18 protein-coding genes are annotated in these 19179 nt (G+C 50.1%); 1 reads left to right on the top strand and 17 read right to left on the bottom strand.

Translation table 11 applies throughout. The features are described 5' to 3' along the window. Window positions 1-4: 4 nt before the first annotated feature. From recG to MHB72_RS09455, 5 genes are all read right to left on the bottom strand, one after another. Window positions 5-2053 (bottom strand): ATP-dependent DNA helicase RecG, encoded by a 2049-nt coding sequence (gene recG, locus MHB72_RS09475; RefSeq protein WP_020451359.1) that lies wholly within the window; start codon window positions 2051-2053, stop codon window positions 5-7. Continuing rightward, window positions 2031-2933 carry an L-serine ammonia-lyase, iron-sulfur-dependent, subunit alpha gene (sdaAA, locus tag MHB72_RS09470; protein ID WP_020451358.1) on the bottom strand — a complete coding sequence of 301 codons (903 nt, stop codon included), beginning with the start codon at window positions 2931-2933 and terminating at the stop codon, window positions 2031-2033. Before sdaAA ends, recG begins: the two co-directional genes overlap by 23 nt. A 17-nt stretch (window positions 2934-2950) precedes the next feature. Then, complete coding sequence (sdaAB, locus tag MHB72_RS09465; protein WP_020451357.1) at window positions 2951-3613, bottom strand: L-serine ammonia-lyase, iron-sulfur-dependent subunit beta; 663 nt, start codon at window positions 3611-3613, stop codon at window positions 2951-2953. Between the two features lie 179 nt (window positions 3614-3792). Then, a complete protein-coding gene (locus MHB72_RS09460) occupies window positions 3793-5466 on the bottom strand; it encodes a DAK2 domain-containing protein (RefSeq protein WP_025811378.1) in 1674 nt (557 codons plus the stop codon). Between the two features lie 17 nt (window positions 5467-5483). After that, window positions 5484-5846, bottom strand: coding sequence for an Asp23/Gls24 family envelope stress response protein (locus MHB72_RS09455; protein WP_003181687.1), 363 nt, complete (start codon window positions 5844-5846; stop codon window positions 5484-5486). 286 nt (window positions 5847-6132) lie between these two features. On the opposite strand from MHB72_RS09455, the gene rpmB reads away from it, so the two are divergent. Further along, a complete protein-coding gene (rpmB, locus tag MHB72_RS09450) occupies window positions 6133-6321 on the top strand; it encodes a 50S ribosomal protein L28 (RefSeq protein ID WP_003181685.1) in 189 nt (62 codons plus the stop codon). A 122-nt stretch (window positions 6322-6443) separates the two neighbouring features. Here the strand turns inward: rpmB and spoVM are convergent, their stop codons facing one another. The 12 genes from spoVM to coaBC form a co-directional block, all read right to left on the bottom strand. Further along, window positions 6444-6524, bottom strand: coding sequence for a stage V sporulation protein SpoVM (spoVM, locus tag MHB72_RS09445; protein ID WP_003221545.1), 81 nt, complete (start codon window positions 6522-6524; stop codon window positions 6444-6446). An 85-nt stretch (window positions 6525-6609) separates the two neighbouring features. Further along, the gene (locus tag MHB72_RS09440) at window positions 6610-7254 is read right to left on the bottom strand and encodes a thiamine diphosphokinase (protein ID WP_149169486.1); all 645 of its coding nucleotides are present in this window, start codon (window positions 7252-7254) and stop codon (window positions 6610-6612) included. Between the two features lie 75 nt (window positions 7255-7329). Continuing rightward, complete coding sequence (gene rpe, locus MHB72_RS09435) at window positions 7330-7986, bottom strand: ribulose-phosphate 3-epimerase (protein ID WP_039072720.1); 657 nt, start codon at window positions 7984-7986, stop codon at window positions 7330-7332. 3 nt (window positions 7987-7989) lie between these two features. Continuing rightward, window positions 7990-8874: a ribosome small subunit-dependent GTPase A gene (rsgA, locus tag MHB72_RS09430; protein WP_075213237.1), complete on the bottom strand. Its 885-nt coding sequence runs from the start codon at window positions 8872-8874 to the stop codon at window positions 7990-7992. Window positions 8875-8886: 12 nt separating this feature from the next. Then, the gene (gene pknB / locus MHB72_RS09425; RefSeq protein WP_023857224.1) at window positions 8887-10860 is read right to left on the bottom strand and encodes a Stk1 family PASTA domain-containing Ser/Thr kinase; all 1974 of its coding nucleotides are present in this window, start codon (window positions 10858-10860) and stop codon (window positions 8887-8889) included. Further along, window positions 10854-11618 carry a Stp1/IreP family PP2C-type Ser/Thr phosphatase gene (locus tag MHB72_RS09420; protein WP_026579742.1) on the bottom strand — a complete coding sequence of 255 codons (765 nt, stop codon included), beginning with the start codon at window positions 11616-11618 and terminating at the stop codon, window positions 10854-10856. Before MHB72_RS09420 ends, pknB begins: the two co-directional genes overlap by 7 nt. A 7-nt stretch (window positions 11619-11625) precedes the next feature. Then, window positions 11626-12711, bottom strand: coding sequence for a 23S rRNA (adenine(2503)-C(2))-methyltransferase RlmN (gene rlmN / locus MHB72_RS09415; RefSeq protein ID WP_020451350.1), 1086 nt, complete (start codon window positions 12709-12711; stop codon window positions 11626-11628). Beyond that, on the bottom strand, window positions 12711-14057 hold the full coding sequence (gene rsmB, locus MHB72_RS09410; RefSeq protein ID WP_020451349.1) for a 16S rRNA (cytosine(967)-C(5))-methyltransferase RsmB: 1347 nt from the start codon (window positions 14055-14057) through the stop codon (window positions 12711-12713). The genes rlmN and rsmB overlap by 1 nt, the downstream gene beginning before the upstream one ends. Further along, complete coding sequence (gene fmt / locus MHB72_RS09405; RefSeq protein WP_020451348.1) at window positions 14047-14997, bottom strand: methionyl-tRNA formyltransferase; 951 nt, start codon at window positions 14995-14997, stop codon at window positions 14047-14049. The genes rsmB and fmt overlap by 11 nt, the downstream gene beginning before the upstream one ends. Before the next feature lie 4 nt (window positions 14998-15001). Then, window positions 15002-15484, bottom strand: a complete 483-nt coding sequence (gene def, locus MHB72_RS09400; RefSeq protein WP_020451347.1) for a peptide deformylase — start codon at window positions 15482-15484, stop codon at window positions 15002-15004. Between the two features lie 29 nt (window positions 15485-15513). Continuing rightward, window positions 15514-17931, bottom strand: coding sequence for a primosomal protein N' (gene priA / locus MHB72_RS09395; protein WP_103749015.1), 2418 nt, complete (start codon window positions 17929-17931; stop codon window positions 15514-15516). Next, complete coding sequence (gene coaBC, locus MHB72_RS09390) at window positions 17928-19145, bottom strand: bifunctional phosphopantothenoylcysteine decarboxylase/phosphopantothenate--cysteine ligase CoaBC (protein WP_020451345.1); 1218 nt, start codon at window positions 19143-19145, stop codon at window positions 17928-17930. The genes priA and coaBC overlap by 4 nt, the downstream gene beginning before the upstream one ends. Window positions 19146-19179: the final 34 nt, after the last annotated feature.

Below are 19179 nucleotides of genomic sequence, written 5' to 3'. Positions count from 1 at the left end.
CAGGTCAGCTCAGCTTTTCTCCTTCCATCACCCCGCTGTTTTGCAAGTGTTCCCGCAGGCTTTCATATTCGGCATCCGTCCAGAACGCCTTTGAAGAGACAAGTTCTGCAGCGTCTCTTCTTGCCGTTTCCAGCGCGCGGTAGTCGTGAACCATGTCAGCGACTTTAAACTCCGGCATCCCGCTCTGTTTTTTGCCGAAGAAGTCCCCGGGTCCTCTGAGTTCAAGGTCCTTTTCAGAAAGCTCAAAGCCGTCGGTCGTCTCAGACATGATGCTCATGCGCTCTTTGCCCGTTTCAGATTTCGGGTCTGCCATCAGGATGCAATACGACTGGTGGTCGCCCCGCCCGACCCGGCCGCGAAGCTGGTGCAGCTGGGAAAGACCGAACCGGTCGGCATCATAGATCAGCATGACCGTCGCATTCGGAACGTTTACGCCGACTTCAACGACGGTTGTGGAAACGAGAATCTGGCATTCGTTTTTGCTGAACTGCCTCATCACCTGTTCTTTCTCGTCATTTGAGAGCTTTCCGTGCATGAGACCGATCTGCCACCTTCCTCTGAAAGCATGGGTCAGCATGCTGTGCACATCGATGGCGTTTTGAACGTCGAGCTTGTCCGATTCTTCGATCAAGGGACAAATCACATATGCCTGTCTGCCTTTTTTCAGTTCTTTTTCGATAAACGCGAGAATTCGTTCGAGCATGTCGTGCTTCACCCAATAAGTCTCGATCCGCTTTCGCCCAGCCGGCATTTCATCGATGACGGACACATCCATTTCCCCGAAAACCGTAATCGCCAGTGTCCTTGGAATCGGCGTCGCCGTCATAAACAAGACATCGGGATCTTTCCCTTTGCTTCTCAGTTTTTTTCTTTGCTCGACACCGAAGCGGTGCTGTTCATCGGTGATCACGAGACCGAGCTGTTTAAAATGGACATCGTCCTGAATAAGGGCGTGCGTCCCCACCAAAATATCAATTTCTCCTTCTTTTAATCTTTCTAAAAGCTCTCTTCTCCTTTTCCCTTTCACAGAGCTTGTTAAAAGCGCAACATTGACATCGTACTGCTCAAAGAGGGATACCAATGAATCGGCGTGCTGTTCCGCCAGTATTTCGGTCGGCACCATCATCGCTCCCTGGAATCCCGAAAGCAGCGAGGCGTATAACGCAATCGCGGCGACGGCCGTTTTGCCTGATCCGACGTCTCCTTGTAAAAGCCGATTCATTTTATACCCTGAAGCCATGTCCCTTAATATGTCGTCGAGCGCTTTCGCCTGCGCGTTTGTCAAAGGAAACGGGAGGCTTTTGACAAACGAATTGACGTCTTCCGTTTTAAAGGTGTGGCTGATTCCGTCGGACGCTTCCCGCTCGAACTTCCGTAAAGCCTGCATTTTCAGCTGAAACAGTAAAAATTCTTCATATACAAAGCGGCGCCGCGCATGTTTTAAAGCTTCCCTCGACTCGGGCTTGTGCATCGCCTTCACCGCCTCCTGGTAAGACAGAAGTTTATAGGCGGTCCTAAGCTTTTCCGGAAGGGGGTCTTCGGCAGACGGCAAATGGCTGCGGACGGCTTCCTGAATCAATTTCCTCATTGTCTTTACGGTGATATTTTCTTTGACGGAGTAAACGGGCTCAATCGACTGGTCACCTTGGTGCGGCCCGTTTTTCAGCTCCTGTACCATCACGGATTGTCTGTGCTTGTCCCATTTTCCGGTTACGGTAACGATCGAACCGATCGCAAGCTTTTTTTTCAAATAAGGCCTGTTAAAACAAACTGCTGTGATCAAATAGTTTCCGACCAATAGCCGGAACGTGAGGCGGCTCCGCTTTTTCCCGTAATAGGCAAGAGAAGGCTCGCTGTGAACCTTCCCTTCTACCGTCACTCGTTCGTCGTGTGCCACTTCTTCCAAATCGCGCAATTCATAATCGTCATATCGGTACGGGAAGTAGTTTAAAAGATCAAGAACCGTATAGATTCCGAGCTCATTTAACGTTTTTTCCGTTTCCGTCCCGACGCCTTTTATAACAGATATACTAAGTTGCAGATTGTGTTCCACGTGCAGCTGACGCTCCTCCGAATATTTTTTTCTCCAATTCTTTGCCCGTCGGTGTTGCAGCAAGACCGCCCCGGCCTGTTTCCCTCAGTGCCGTCGGCATCGTCTGCCCGATTTTATACATCGCATCGATCACTTCATCGCATGGAATGCGGCTTGTAATGCCGGCAAGCGCCATATCAGCCGCGACCATCGCGTTGGCTGCGCCCATTGCGTTCCGCTTCACACACGGCACCTCAACAAGCCCTGCGACAGGATCGCAGACTAGACCGAGTACGTTTTTTAAAGCGATGGCCATCGCTTCGGCGCACTGTTCAGGGGTTCCGCCCGCCATTTCGACGATGGCGGCAGCCGCCATGCCCGAGGCCGAGCCGACTTCAGCCTGACAGCCTCCCGCGGCTCCCGAAATGCTCGCATTGTTGGCAACGACGAATCCGAACGCTCCCGATGTAAATAAAAAGCGGACCATCTGCTCTTTCGTCGGCTGAAGTTTCTCTTTTACCGCAAAAAGCGTCCCCGGGACAACGCCGGCCGAACCGGCCGTCGGCGTTGCGCAAATCGTTCCCATCGCAGCGTTGACTTCATTTGTCGCAACCGCTTTGCTGACAGCGTCAAGGATGACATCCCCTGACAGCCCTTTGCCCGATTTGAGGTAAGCTTGAAGCTTAACGGCGTCTCCCCCCGTCAATCCGGAGTGCGACACGACGCCTTCAACACCTTTTTGCACAGCATCTTCCATCACGGTCAAGTTGGCTTCCATCTGCTCGAATATTTCTTCCCGCGTCCGGCCTGACACCTCGATCTCCTGCGCGATCATGATTTCAGAGATGGACACGTTCTTTTCTTTTGTCAGCTGAATTAATTCTTTTACATTTCGAAACATATCGTCTCACCCTCCTTTTAGTCAGCGATCTGGGTCACCTCAATGATGTTCGGCAGCGCTCTCAATTCTTCAAAAACAGCCGGATCGATCGTTTGATCGACCTCAATCGTCATGAGCGCTTCCTGGCCGACGTCTTTGCGGGCCACTTCCATATGGCCGATGTTGATTGCGAACTTTGCAAGCACATTGGCTACGCCTGCAATCGTTCCGTAGCGGTCGTTATGGACGACTAAAATAGCAGGGTGATTTCCCGACAATCTGAGCTCAAAGCCGTTCAGCTCAATGATTTCGATTTTCCCCCCGCCGATTGAGATGCCTGCGAGTTCAAGGGAGCCTTCATCATCAGAGATGAGGATGCGGGCTGTATTGGGATGCGTTGGAACCGCTTCTTCTTCCCGGAACTCGATGGCGATTCCCTTTTCTTCAGCTAGGCGGATCGAATCTTTGATTCTTTCATCAAATGTATCAAAATCCAAAAGGCCGCCGATGATCGCAACATCTGTTCCATGTCCTTTATACGTCTCGGCAAAAGAACCGTACAATGACACAACGATTTGTTTCGGCTCCCTCCCAAACACGCTTCTGGCGACTCTGCCGATTCTGGCCGCGCCGGCCGTATGAGAACTTGACGGACCGATCATGACGGGCCCGATAATATCAAACACACTTCTGTACTTCATCCTTATCCCCCTTTTACACACAGATTCCCCCGCTGTACGGAGGAAAAAAAGCCGTTTTTTTTAGACTAATCGATCATTCCCCGATTGGCAAGCAGACAACGTCCGAGCGGGCTGATGCTTTAAAAAAAGCCAAAAGAAGAGAAGGGCTTTTATCATCATGCCCTTCTGCCTTTGATCGATTATTCAACAGCCAGAATGTAGGAATACAGCGGCTGTTTTCCGTCGTGCACTTCCACTTCAACGTCTTCGTACGTCTCGCTGATAAAGGCTGCGAGTTCTTCGGCCTCTTCTTCCGGCGCGTCTTCCCCTTTGATCACAGTGACGATTTCACTGTCTTCATCGATCATGCCTGCGAGCAGCTTTTTCGCTGCTGCTAACTGGTCAGATGCCGTCTCAACGATTTTACCGTTTAAGATGCCCATAAAATCGCCTTTTTTAATATCGATGCCGTCAATGTTAGTGTCTCTGACCGCATAGGTGATTTGTCCGCTTTTCACCTCGCCGATCGCACCGAGCATAGCGGCTTGATTCTCGTCCGCTCCAAGGGCCGGGTTGAATGCGAGGAGCGCGGCCATTCCTTGAGGAACGGTCTTCGTCGGGATGACAATCACATGTTGTCCGGCAACATCCGCGGCCTGGTTCGCCGCCATGACAATGTTTGAATTATTCGGCAGAATCACGACCGTGTCCGCGTTGGCGTCTTTTATCGCCTGAACGATGTCTTCCGTGCTCGGATTCATCGTCTGACCGCCTTCGATGACCTTTGTGGCGCCGATGCTTTCGAAAAGTTCGGCGATTCCTTCTCCCATGGCCACTGTGACGACGCCGTACGGCTGCTTTTCAGCCGGCGCTTTTTCTGCCGGGGCAGCTGCCTCCTGTTTGTTCTGATTGAGAATCGCGCTGTGCTGCTCTCTCATGTTTTCGATTTTCATGTTGATTAAGCTGCCGTATTTTTGCGCATAAGTCATGACTTCCCCCGGATATTCGGCGTGGATGTGCACCTTGGCGATATTTTCGTCTGAGACGACGAGCAGTGAATCACCGAAGCCGCTTAAATCCTGGCGGAACGCATCTTCATTAAAGTTTCTTTTACCGCTGTCGAGCTTTACCATAAATTCCGTGCAATAGCCGAATTCGATGTCTTCTGTATTCATGTGGCTTTGAGCGTTTTTATGGTGCTCCGCGCTGACAAGATCATCCAATGACGGAAGAGCGGCCGCTTTTTCAGAAAGCTTTTCTCCCTTTAAAGAAGCGAGAAACCCTTCATACACGTAAAGAAGCCCTTTTCCGCCGCTGTCGACGACACCGACTTCCTTTAAAACCGGAAGCAGCTCAGGCGTCCGCTCCAATGAAGCCTCCGCTTCATTCACGACGGCTTCCATCACCTTGATGATATCGGTTTCAGTTTGAGCGGTGAGCACTGCTTTTTTTGCCGCATCTTTGGCAACCGTCAAGATCGTGCCTTCGACAGGCTTCATGACGGCCTTGTAGGCAGTGTCCACTCCGGCCTGGAACGCGGCGGCAAATTCTTTCGCGTTAATTTCCGATTTCTGTTCAATCGATTTGCCAAAGCCTCTGAACAGCTGGGATAAAATGACGCCCGAGTTTCCCCGCGCTCCCATCAGAAGCCCTCTTGACAGGCTTTGTGCCACTTTGCCGATATTGGCGGCATCGATCTGCTCCACTTCTTTTGCACCGGATGTCATCGACAGATTCATGTTCGTTCCTGTATCTCCGTCCGGAACCGGAAATACATTTAACGCATCAACTACATTTGCGTTTTGAGACAGATGGCGTGCGCCGTACAGAACCATTTCTGCAAAAGCTTTTCCATCCAGATTTCGTATAGACACTCTTGTTTTCCTCCTAACTACGGGTTCGTCACTCGTACTCCTTGAACGTAAATATTTACGGAATCCACTGCAAGACCCACTGTATGGTCGAGCGTATATTTGACTTTTGTTTGAACATTATGTGCCACTTCTGAAATTTTTGTTCCGTAGCTGACAATGATGTACATGTCAATATGAATACGATCTTCTTCCTGGCGGACGATAACGCCTCTTGCAAAGTTTTCTTTTCTGAGGATTTCAGTCAGTCCGTCTTTAATTTGGTTCTTGGATGCCATACCTACGATCCCGTAGCAGTCGATCGCTGCGCCTCCCGCAACCATGGCGACCACTTCGTTTGATATATCAATCTGTCCGTATTTTGTTCGGAATTCAATGGACACGTTGGTTCCTCCTTTTCGAGTCTCGCTTCTGACCTCTGGTTAACATCATTCTACTATAAGGACCTTCTTTTTAAAAGAACAGGCAGGCTTCTCTCCAAACCTAACCCTACTTATACTACAGCGCGTTCATTTTTTCAAGATGTCAAGGGATTTTTCTTGAAAGCAGAGCAATCAATAGTTGCAAACGGTTTTCAGCTGTGGTAAATTATTAAAGTATCTGAAGCATCACAGGTGATCAACTGATAATGAATGATGATGTTTTTTTTGATAGTTAGGAGGGAAACAAATGGCACGTAAATGCGTTATTACAGGCAGAAAATCACGTTCTGGCAACTCTCGTTCTCACGCGATGAACGCTTCTAAACGCACATGGGGCGCTAACGTTCAAAAAGTGCGCATCCTTGTGAACGGCAAGCCTAAAAAAGTATATGTATCTGCTCGAGCTTTGAAATCTGGAAAAGTTGAGCGTGTATAAGAAAAAATAAACGCCTGCCAAGAGCGACTGTACGCTTTAGGCAGGCGTTTTTTCGTTCTTTTGCTTGCCATCCGGGGAGAGCCCTTTGACCCGCTCCGCAAAAAAAGCGCACCCGGCGCTTCTTAGTCTTTGCGAAACGAGCCAAGCATCGCCCGGACGATTCCCCCTAAAAACTTCGGTAATTTAATGGTGTAAAATTTCATTCCCTTCCCTCCTCAAAGAGTCCGCAACCGCATCCACCTTCAACATCGGATCCCAAACACAAAGCGAGCGGAAGCGCCAGGATATTTAATCAGTGCTTCTTATCATTATTAATATGCCTTCAGAAAACGAAAAAGCACCTTGTGAATGGATGAGTTCGTTACTAATACATAGTGTCGAACCTAGAGCAATATGACACTTATTTAAAGAATACTTAAATCCTTCGAGGGAAAGGTTTTTTACCGTCTCCGTAAACGGCAGGAATGAAATGTACGGTTTTGTTTGATCACGCATGACGGTGTAAGAGCCTTGGGGGTGCATGCTGATCGTATTTTGGCGGTCGATCATGACGGTCTTGACATTTTGCTTCATCGCGGTGTAAAGGAGATGCAGATTCCCGAGAAAATGGTCTGCTCTGCCTCCCGAAATGCCGAACATTCTAATGAATGAAGGCCGCTGTCCGACCGCCCAGCTCAACGCAAGGTCCAAATCCGTCTGATCTTTTTCCGCCTGATAAATATGGAGGCGGGGAGCCGCCTTTTCAATAGCCTTTTTTTGCTCGTCTGTGATGCTATCAAAATCCCCGAACGCTTCATCAGGCACGATCCCCGCTGCCAAAAGGGTTACAGCGCCTCTGTCAACCCCGACCCAAAGCGCATCGCCGTCCTGATACTGCAGCAAGTCGGGAATGAGATGATCGGGACCTCCCGCTACAATATTGATCGTTTTCATCGCATTGTCCTTTCTGTAAACGCCGTAAAAAAAGAGCTCAGCTTGAGAAAGCCGGCTCTTTTTCATCGGGAAACCTTACCCAAGCGCACCTTTTATATCGGAAATGGCTTTTTTGCGGTCTTTTTCGTTATAAACGGCAGAGCCCGCAACAAGCAGATTTGCCCCTGCTTCGATACACTGTCTTGCCGTCATTTTGTTGACGCCGCCGTCCACTTCAATCAGCAGGTCGGCGAGCCCTTTTTGCTCGGCCATCTCCTTGACCTGCCTGATTTTCGGCAGAACTGAGGAAATAAACGACTGTCCGCCGAAGCCCGGATTCACTGTCATCAATAGTACGAGATCAAGGTCTTCAAGCACATGCTCGATCTGCTGCACAGGGGTATGCGGATTCAAGACAACACCCGCTTTGACCCCTTGCTCTTTGATGAGCTGGATCGTCCTGTGAAGGTGCGGGCACGCTTCAACATGGACGGACAAAATATCGGCGCCCGCTTTTGCAAAAGCAGGTATATAGCGGTCAGGCGCTTCAATCATTAAATGAACGTCGAGCGGAAGTTCAGTGATCGGGCGGACGGCTTCCACTACAAGCGGCCCGATGGTCAGGTTGGGAACGAAATGGCCGTCCATCACATCGATGTGGATGAAATCGGCGCCGCCTTGTTCAACATCCCGAATCTCTTCCCCTAGACGGGCAAAATCGGCTGAAAGAATCGAAGGAGCAACATATACCATATCTTAATACCTCGGCTTTCTGTCTTTGATCTCTGTTAAAAATTCAACATAATGGTCGTAGCGATACTGGGCGATTTCACCATTTTCCACGGCGCGTTTGACGGCGCAGTTCGGCTCTTTCATATGCAGGCACCCGCGGAACTTGCATTCGGCGCTTTTTTCGCTGATTTCCAAAAACGCAGACCCTAAATCTTCAGCTTCAATACCGGCAAACTCAAGCGAGCTGAAGCCCGGGGTGTCGGCGACGAGCCCGCCGTTTATATCGATCAGCTCCACATGGCGGGTCGTATGCTTTCCCCTTCCCAAGTGGGCGGAAATCCCGGCGGTTTTCAGTTCAAGGTCGGGGCTGATCGCATTTAAAAGCGAAGACTTGCCCACGCCGGACTGGCCGGCGAATACGGTGATTTTGTCTTGAAAATGGGAGACGATGTCTTCGATGCCGCTTCCGTTTTTCATCGATGTCGTATAGACGCTGTACCCAATGTTCCGGTAGTCTTCGGCATATTGGTGAATCCGCTCTTTGAGCGCGTCATCATCCACGAGGTCCATTTTCGTAATGCATATGATCGGCCTGATGCCACCTGCCTCAACCAGCACTAAAAAACGATCCAATAGCGACGTGCTGAATGTCGGCTCTTTTGCCGAAAACACGAGAACCGCCTGATCCACGTTGCTGATCGGAGGTCTGACCAATTCATTGAATCTGTCTTTAATCTCGAGAATGTAGCCTTCTTTATCGTTATCGGCCTGGTAGACGACATCGTCGCCGACGAGAGGAGTGATTTTATTTTTTCTGAAAACCCCTCTTCCCCTGCACTGAATGATCTGATCACCATCCAAAACATAGTAAAATCCGCTTAATGCTTTAATGATTTTGCCCTCAGGCATATCGCACCTCCCTTATTCATCCTCAGGATATTCAATCGTTTTTGACCTGACTACTTTATCGTTGATCGTTACTTGATAATACCCTTTTTGCCCGGGCGCAATCCTGAATTTGATCGTCCGCTCTGCCGGCGCCGTGATTTTAAAATTTTCATAGACGTCGGAAATGCTGTGTTCTTCATCATCGATCGAAATTTGGACGTTTTGTTCTTCGCCCTCCGCTCCCGGTTCATAAGGAATATCAATTTTCTCGGTCACCGTTTTGACGGGTTTTTTCTCAGGTCCGAGCGAAAACGTAACCTCGACTTTGTCTCCCGGCTTGACGGATGCCCCCGCCCCCGGCTTTTGTTTGATGACCTGACCTTCCGGCACATCTTCAGAATGCGCCTCCTTTTCGACAAGGACAAGCTGATGGTCGTCCAAATAGCCCGAAGCCGCCTGTTTGCTGTATGTTTTTAAATCCCTTAAAGTAATGGCTTCCGGACCGAGGCTGACCGTTAATTTGATCTCGTCGTCGGCGGCAACGATTTCGGTGCCGGCTGCGGGGTCCTGTTCGATGATGGTGCCTGCTTCTTCTTCATGGTGCACTTCTTCTGTCTTGATGTTTTTAAAGCCCTTTTGCTCGAGAAGCTTTTTGGCGGCGTCGACTTTCTGGCCGACCACATCTTCCACTTCTGTTTTCTCTTTACCTGAGCTTTTATAAAGCTTGACAGTTGAGCCTTCCTTTACGATATCGCCGGCTGCAGGGTCCGTTTTCACGATCAGCCCTTCTTCAATTTTATCGTCGGCAATGTCTTCAGCATTCGGATCCACTTCAAACCCTTCGTCTTCAAGCTTGATGACGGCTTCTTCATACTCAAGGCCTGCTACATCGGGAACGGCTACATCTTTTGGAATAAAGAGCGACGGAAACACCGTCAAAGCCAAGACGGCTGACACAACGAGAACGAAAAACACCGTCAGCAATATAAGCGGCCATTTCTTTCTTTTTTTCTTCTTGTTTGCTTTTGCCTGCTTCTTCTTTTCTTTCTTTGATAACGGAGCCGCTTCCGCTTCTCCGTCGCCGGACTTGTCACCGCTCTCGTCTTCCGGCAGGTTTTTGATGATCGGAACAGCTTTCGTCATCTCATCATCAGCTGGAATCGTGAATCGCTTTTCGTTGAGCCTGTCCGGGTCGAAAGCCGTTTTTAAATCGGATTCCATCTCTTCGGCCGCTTCATAGCGGTGGAATGGATCTTTTGCCATCGCTTTCAGGACGATGTTTTCTATGCTTTGCGGCACAGCCGGGTTCCACCTTTTCACCGACGGCGTTTCTGATTGCAGATGCTTCAGCGCGATGCTGACCGCCGATTCTCCTTCAAACGGCATACGCGCCGTCAGCAGCTCGAAAAGCACGATGCCGAGCGAGTAGATATCGGATTTTTTCGTAGACAATCCGCCTCTCGCCTGTTCGGGCGACAAATAATGGACAGAGCCCAAAACCGAGTTGGTGTGCGTGATGGTCGTCGAACTGAGCGCCATGGCGATGCCGAAATCGGTCACTTTAATGTGGCCCATATGGTCGATCAAAATGTTGTGGGGCTTAATATCCCGGTGAACAATCTGGTTATCATGAGCGTGTGCGATGGCGGATACGATCTGCTCCATGATTTGGACCGCTTCTTTTGGATGAAGCGGGCCTGTTCGGTTTATGTATTCTTTCAGGGTCATCCCCTCGACATACTCCATCACGATATAATAGATGTCATCTTCTTCTCCGACATCATAAATGCTGACGATATTCGGGTGGTCGAGGCTTGCAGCGGACTGCGCTTCCCTTCTGAACCGCCTGATAAAATCGGCATCGTGAACGAAGTCAAACCGCAGCACTTTTATCGCGACTTCACGGTCGAGGATGATGTCCAGCGCTAAATAAACGTTCGCCATCCCCCCGCCGCCGATGGCGCGCAGGATTTCGTAACGTCCGCTGATCCGTCTGCCGATTAACACTTGTCTTCACCTTCTTCTATTTGAGAAGGAAGTTCCAATAGCGCGACGGTGATATTGTCCTCGCCGCCGTTGTCATTGGCCAGCTGAACGAGCTGTTCCGCTTTCTCCTCCGCAGAAGAAAGAGCTGTAAGCATATCCTTCAGTGACTCATCGTCTACTTTATTCGTCAGCCCGTCAGAGCATAATAGAACTTGATCGCCCGGTTCGATTTCAAAAGTATGGGCTTCAACCTTCACTTCCGGATCAGTGCCAAGCGCTTTTGTCAGCACGTTCTTCCGCGGATGGTGTTCGGCATCTTCCTTCGAAATCCCCCCTGTCCGCACGAGTTCATTGACAAGCGAGTGATCTTCCGTCAGCTGTATGAAATGGCCGCCTTGCAGGAGATAGCAGCGGCTGTCTCCGATATGGGCGACTGTCAGCGTTTTTCCCGTGTATAAAGCGCAGACGACCGTTGTTCCCATTCCCTGGCACTCTTCATGCGCCCTCGCATGGTCGAAAAGTTTTTGGTTGACGGCTGAAATCTGCTCTTTCAGCCAAGCTTCGCATTCAGCCGGCGAAGCCGGGACTTCTTCGGTTTCCTCCCAGATATCCCGAAGGGCTGAGACGGCCATCCTGCTGGCAACGTCGCCGGCCAGATGACCTCCCATTCCATCGCAGACAACAGCTAAAACCAGTCCGTTTTTTTCTGTGAAAATGCCGGCATCGTCTTCATTGTGCTGGCGTATTTTTCCCCTGTCCGTTTTTAAGGCTGTTTTCAACCTTGATTCACCTCGTCTCTTCCTGGCGCTCCTTTGCACGAAGCTGTCCGCAGGCAGCGTCAATATCATGGCCTTGCTCTCTTCTGATCGTGACATTTACTCCATGAGACTTTAATGTTTTTTCAAAGGCGAAAATCTGTTCTTTCGGTGTTCTGACATAGTCTCGTTCAGGTACATAGTTGACCGGAATCAAGTTGACGTGGCATTTGATTCCTTTTAGCAATTCAGCCAGCTCTTCCGCGTGTTCAACCTGATCGTTAACACCGCCGAAAAGCCCGTATTCAAACGTAACCCTTCTGCCGGTTTTCTTAATGTAGTAATCGACCGCTTTCATCAGCTCCGGCAGCTTGTAGGCTCTGTTGATCGGCATCAGCCGGCTTCTGATCTCAGTGTTCGGGGCGTGCAGAGAAATCGCAAAGTTGATCTGCAGCTTCTCGTCTGCAAACTCATAGATTTTCGGAATGATCCCGCTCGTTGATACGGTGATATGGCGCGCCCCGATATTCAGCCCTTTATCATGGTTGACGATTTTCAGGAATGCAAGCATTTCCTGAAAATTATCGAACGGCTCGCCGATTCCCATAATGACGATGGAACTGACGCGTTCATCTGTTTCATCAAGCGCCTGCTGCACTTTGACAACCTGGGCGACGATCTCTCCGGCTTCCAGGTTCCGCTTTAAGCCGCCGAGGGTCGACGCGCAAAACGTACAGCCGATTCGGCAGCCCACCTGTGTCGTTACACAAACAGAATTGCCATATTCGTGCCGCATTAATACGGTTTCGATCGTGTAGCCGTCATGAAGCTCAAATAAAAACTTCATTGTTCCATCTTGTGAAGTCTGCTTGACGGCCGTTTTCAGTGTCGTTAATACGAAATGCTCGTTCAGCTTTGTCCGCAGCTCTTTTGAAAGGTTTGTCATCTTTTCAAATGACGTGACTCTCTTTTCGTAAAGCCATTCGAATATTTGCGCGGCGCGGAAAGGCTTTTCGCCGTTTTCCGAAAGCCAGCTTTTCAGTTCTTCTATTTCAAAAGAATAGATGGACGGTCTTTCTGTCCGCAATTCTTTTCTTACTTTTTGTTTCGATTCCATTATTGTGATCCCTTCTTTCTCATGCTGCAAATAAAGAAGCCGTCCGTTCCGAAGTAGTGGGGAAGGATTTGAATGCTTCCATCCTTGACATACGGCGCCGCTTTTTCGGGCAGCCGCTCGGCGAGGGTGGGGTCTGCTTCAAATTCATCGTGTTCTTTCAAAAAAGCATGCATGACTTGTTCATTTTCGGTCGGGTCCATTGTGCATGTGCTGTAGACCAATGTCCCGTCTGTTTTCAATAAAGGTGCGATTTCGTTTAAAATCGCCAGCTGAATCCCAGCGAGACGCGCGCTGTCTTCGGGCGTTTTGCTGTATTTGAGATCCGGTTTTCTGCGGATGACACCGAAGCCCGAACACGGAGCGTCGACGAGAATCCGGTCAAACTGCTCCGGTTCGAAGGCTTCGCCGGCTTTTCTGGCATCCAGCGCCCTTGCTTCAATGTTGGAAAGCCCGATCCGGCCTGCCGCTTCTTTGATCAGCTTTACTTTATGCTGATGAAGGTCAAGGGAAATGATCTTTCCCGTATCTTCGAGCAGTTCGCCGATATGAGTGGATTTTCCTCCCGGCGCTGCGCAGGCGTCCAGCACCGTTTCTCCCCGCTCAGGACCGAGGGCTCGCGCTACCAGCATTGAGCTTTCATCTTGTATGGTGACTTCGCCTTCTTTGAAAAAAGGAGTGGACGCAATCGTTCCTTTTTGCAGTTTGACAGCGTCTTCGGACAAGTCGCCTTCTTCCGCCTCAATCCCCGCTTCATTCAGGCGGGAAAGAAGCGTATCCCGGTCGTGTTTCAGCCTGTTGACGCGGATCGTCTGCTTCGGCGGGATCATGTGAATCCGGCAGATTTGTTCTGCCGCTTCGAACCCGTAGGCATCGGTCCATTCCCTGACAAGCCATTCCGGATGGCTTGTCTCAACCGCAAGGCGTTCAACCGGGTCGGCAATATCAGCAAAAGAAGGCACGCCTTCTCTCTGAACAGAGCGCAGAACGCCGTTAACAAATGAAGAAATTCCTTTATGCCCGCGTTTTTTAGCGATTTCAACAGCTTCAAAAAGGGCGGCCCGGTCAGGGATTTTCTCCAGGTATTCCATCTGGTACAGCGACATTCTCAACAGATGGATGACCCAGTCTTTCACTTTTTCCGGTTTTTTAATAAACGGCTTCAGCATATAATCGAGCGCCAGCTTGTTTTGAAGGGTGCCGTAAACGAGTTCTGTCAAAAGGCCTCTGTCTTTGTCGCTTAAATCGTTCGCTTTCATGACAGACTGAAGCAAAAGATTGCTGTATGCCTGATTCTGGTCAAGCTTAATCAGTGCATCAAGCGCGACTTCCCTCACATTATTTTTCATCGCTATGACCCAATTTCATTCCGGCTTGAAGACCCGCTCCCCTGACAAAATCTTCGGCCTTCATTCTTTTTTTGCCCGCAGGCTGCACTTCCGTTAATTTTAACGCGGTGCCATTTCCGGTAGCGACGACAATGCCGTCTTTTTCAACGGAGACGATTTCTCCCGGCTCTGCCTGTTTTAAGGCTTCGCATTTTTTCGCAGCCCATACTTTCAGCGTCTGGCCGCTTAAAACCGTGTATGCGACAGGCCAAGGATTCAAGCCCCTGACTTGGTTGTACAGGACTTCGCCGGGCTTTGACCAGTCGATCAGTTCCTGTTCGCGTTTAATGTTCGGCGCATATGTCGCTTCCCGTTCATCCTGTTTTTCAGGGGTTGCCGAACCGTCAATGACCTTCGGAACCGTTTCGGAAAGAAGCTCAGCCCCGGCCTTGCTCAGCTTGTCGTGGAGCGTGCCGACATTATCGGTTTCTTCGATGTCAACTTCGACTTTGGCAAGCATATCGCCTGCATCCAATTTTTCGACCATGTACATGATCGTCACGCCCGTTTTCTCTTTGCCTTCCAGAATGGCGTAATGGATCGGAGCTCCTCCGCGCAGCTCGGGCAGAAGAGAGGCATGGACATTGATACAGCCGTATTTCGGATAATCGAGGAGCTTTTTCGGCAGGATCTGCCCGAATGCCGCGGTTACAATTAGATCGGGTTCAAGCGCCAAAATCCTGTCCGTCTCCGCATCTTCCCTCACTTTTTCAGGCTGGAGCACGGGAATGCCGCGGCGCAGCGCTTCCTCCTTGACAGGCGGAGGGGTCATCACTTTTTTTCTGCCTTTCGGGCGGTCAGGCTGGGTGACGACACCCACCACCTCATAGCCGTCATCAATCAATGTGCTGAGCACCGGGACGGAAAAATCCGGCGTTCCCATAAAAACGATCCTTGTCATCCAATCATCCTTCCATTTCCTCAAGTTCTTCCGCATCATAATAGCGCGTAACTTTTGATGTGAATAAAATACCGTCCAAATGGTCGATTTCATGCAGCAGCGCCCGCGCCAAAAAGCCTTCAGCTTCAATCGTGAACGGTTTTCCGCGGCGGTCGAACGCCTTGACCTTTACATAATCCGAACGCTTCACTTCACCGTATAGATCGGGAAAGCTCAAACAGCCTTCAGGGCCCGTCTGTTCGCCGCTCTCTTCGATGACCTCCGGGTTGACCAGTTCAATTCTGCCCGTGTCATCGCCGATATCGACGACTGCCGCTCTTTTTAAAACGCCGATTTGCGGGGCGGCAAGCCCGACTCCGTCCAGCTCAAGCATCGTATCATACATATTGTCGAGCAGTTTCTTTAATGATTTATCAAAAGACGCAACGGGTTCGGCAGGGGTTTCAAGAACCTCCGCCGGATACGTTACGATCGGTTTTACTGCCAATCTAGAAGCCCTCCATCACACTGTTATTTTTACATCATCATATATGGATTCATGTCGATCGAAATCATCAATTGCTTTTGTTCAATATCTCGTTTGTAATGATCCATAATGTTTTTAAGCAACGATGTAAGCTGGTTTTCCTGTTTGTATTTTATCACGCATTGATAGCGATATCTATCTTTGATCCTGGCGATCGGCGATGCGACTGGGCCGAGAATCTTCGCCTCGCTTGAAATGTTCTTTTTTAAATAGTTGGCGATTTTTTCAGTCACGAGCGCCGCCTTCGTCACTTCTTCGTGCGATACGCTGACGAGCGCCAAATAATAATAGGGAGGATAGGCCTGTTCCCTTCTGTGCAGCATCTCCTGCCGGAAGAACGTTTCATAATCGTGCGTTTTCGTGAGCTGAATGCTGTAATGGGACGGGGTGTACGTCTGAATGATCACCTTGCCCGGCTTTTCGTGGCGCCCCGCTCTTCCGCTCACCTGTGTCATCAGCTGGAACGTTTTTTCAGCGGCTCTGAAATCGGGGATGTGCAGCATCGTATCCGCGCTCAAAACACCGACGAGCGTGACGTTTTCAAAATCGAGCCCTTTGGCGATCATCTGTGTTCCGAGCAGAATATCGGCTTCACCTTTGCCAAAGGATGTGAGCAGCTTTTCATGCGCTCCTTTTCTCGAGGTTGTATCGACGTCCATGCGGATCACCCTTGCAGCCGGCAGTACCTTCGTCAATTCTTCTTCGACCCGCTGTGTGCCTGTGCCAAAGTAGCGGATATGCTCGCTTCCGCATTCGGGGCAGCTTGACGGCATGCCGGTTTCATAGCCGCAGTAATGGCACTTCAGACGCTGTCCATACCTGTGGTACGTCAACGAGATTTCGCAATGAGGGCACTGGATGACATATCCGCAGTCCCTGCACATGACAAATGAGGAATATCCCCTTTTGTTTAAAAACAGAACGGCCTGCTCTCCTTTTTCAAGGGTTTCCTCAAGTCCGGCCATTAAGTCTTTGGAAAACATCGAGCGGTTTCCGCTGCGCAGTTCCTCCCTCATATCGACGAGAGACACGTCAGGCATGACTTGGTGATTGACGCGGTGCTTGAGGGAAAGAAGCTTGTACACGCCTTTTTTCGCCCTTGCGAACGATTCGAGCGTCGGCGTCGCACTGCCGAGGACGACAGGACAGCGGTGGTATTCGGCCCTTTGAATCGCCGCTTCTTTCGCATGGTATCTCGGCATCTCTTCCTGCTTGTACGATGTTTCGTGCTCTTCATCGATAATAATCATGCCGAGATTTTCAAACGGCGCGAAAATCGCCGAGCGCGCCCCGACGACAAGCCGGACTTCTTTGCGGTGGATTTTCCGCCATTCATCATATTTTTCTCCTGTTGAAAGCCCGCTGTGCAGGACGGCTACCTGTGAGCCAAAGCGGCCTTTAAAGCGGTTGACCATCTGCGGCGTCAGCGAAATTTCCGGAACGAGAACGATCGCTTCTTTGCCGGCTTCCAGCACCTTTTCGATCGATTGCAGATAGACTTCCGTTTTTCCGCTTCCGGTCACTCCGTGAAGAAGAAACACATCGTGCCGCTTGTCTTCGATCGCCTCTGCTATCGCCTCATAGGCCTGCGCCTGCTCTTCAGTCAGCGGAAGCGGTTCGGTTTTTTTGAACATTCTGTCCTGATAAGGATCCCTGTAAACCTCCTCTTCGCTTTCCTTTAACAGCCCCTTGTCGATCAGCGCTTTTACGGACGCGGAAGAGCCTCCCGTTTTGCCGATCAGCTCTTTTGCCGGAACAGCACCGGATTCTTTGCGGTCGATGAAAAACTGAAGGACCGCTTTTTGTTTGACAGCTTGCGGGGAGAGGCTGTCAAGCGCTTCTTTTAAATGTTCTTTCGCACAAAGGGGAGCGATCATTCTCCGCGTTTTTTTGTTTGTTTTCTGCTTTACTTTATAGGCCACTTCAAGGTTGCCCTCTTGAACCTGGCGCTGAATCAGCTTTAATGTCCCATGGTCATCTATATCGGAATAAGAAAGTGTTTCTTTTTGCAAGAACAGGGTTTTAAGCGGTTCGGGAAGCGGCTTATCACCGATCACCTTGATTTCTTTGCCGTATTTTGCTTTCATAGCCGCGGGGAGCATCGCCTGAAGAGCCGTAATTTTAAAAGAAAGTGTTTTTTCTGTCAGCCAATCTGACAGCTCAAGCAGCTCCTCCGTCAAAACGGGCGTCAGATCAAGGATATCCTGGATATCCTTAACCGAACGGCCGGCGAGCTCAGACGATTCTTTCACGCCGGTGACAAATCCCTGGATTTTGCGGGCGCCGAACGGAACAATCACGCGCATCCCTTTTTTAATCATCCCTTTGAATTTGTCGGGAATGCGGTAGTCAAACGGTCTGTCGATATTTTTGGTTGTAACATCGACGATCACTTCAGCGAAATTCATGAGGACGTTCCGCTCCGGCCGGCAAGCTCAGCGGCTTCCTTCAAGACTTCGGCGGCAACCTCCCGTTTTGACATCAGAGGGTGCGCCGTCTTTTTACCGTCTCGGTGAAACACCGTCACGATGTTGGTTTCCGTTCCAAAACCGGCGCCTTCGGCCGTGATATTGTTGGCGACAATCAGATCGAGATTTTTTTTCTCCAGCTTTTGTTTGGCATAGTCTTCGACGTGCTGCGTTTCAGCTGCAAAGCCGACCAAGACTTGCTTTGTTTTCCGTTCTCCCAGCGCTTTTAAAATATCCTTCGTCCGCTCAAGCTCAATGACGAGACCGCCGTCCTTTTTCTTCATTTTTTGATCGTGAATATGCTTTGGCCTGTAATCAGCGACAGCTGCCGTTTTGATGACGATGTCGCTCTCATCGAAAACAGATAAAGCCGCTTGATACATATCTTCTGCAGACTGAACATGAATAACGTCAACTCCTGCGGGATCATCAAGCGATGTCGGGCCGGCAATCAGCGTTACGCACGCTCCCATTTTCGCCGCTTCCTCAGCGAAAGCATAGCCCATTTTCCCTGTCGAACGGTTGGAGAAAAAGCGGACGGGATCGATTTGTTCTCTTGTCGGGCCCGCTGTAATTAAGACACGCTTTCCTTCAAGCAAACCGCTGTTTTCGTTTAAAAAATACGACTCGGCCAACTGGACGATCCGTTCGGGCTCTTCAAGTCTGCCTTTGCCGATATAGCCGCACGCAAGGTAGCCTTCACTCGGCTCGATAAACCGGCAGCCGTCTTTGTAAAGAACGCTGATGTTCCGCTGAACAGCCGGGTGGTCGTACATATGGACGTTCATGGCCGGAGCGATCCAAACCGGCGCAGTCGTCGCTAAAAGCGTCGTCGTCAGCATGTCATCGGCAATGCCTGAAGCGAGTTTTCCGATCACATTGGCCGTTGCCGGAGCAACGATCACAAGATCCGCCCAATCCGCGGCATCGATATGGGCGATGACACGGGGATTCGGTTCTTCGAACGTGTTGGTATATACTTCATTGCGCGAAAGCGCTTGAAAGGTGAGCGGAGACACAAATTCACAGGCGGATTTTGTCATGATGACTTTCACATTGGCTCCTGCCTGTACGAGCTTGCTCGTCAAGGCGGCCGCTTTGTATACTGCGATTCCTCCGCTTACTCCCAGCAGGATGTTGCGATTTTTCAGCATCGTTTTTTCTCCCCCTTATGTTCTGTTCGCCGGC

The sequence above is a fragment of the Bacillus sp. FSL K6-1284 genome (genome assembly GCF_038002625.1).
GTDB lineage: Bacteria > Bacillota > Bacilli > Bacillales > Bacillaceae > Bacillus > Bacillus paralicheniformis.
Note: the sequence above shows the minus strand (reverse complement) of the source record. Positions and strands in the feature narration are given on the sequence as shown.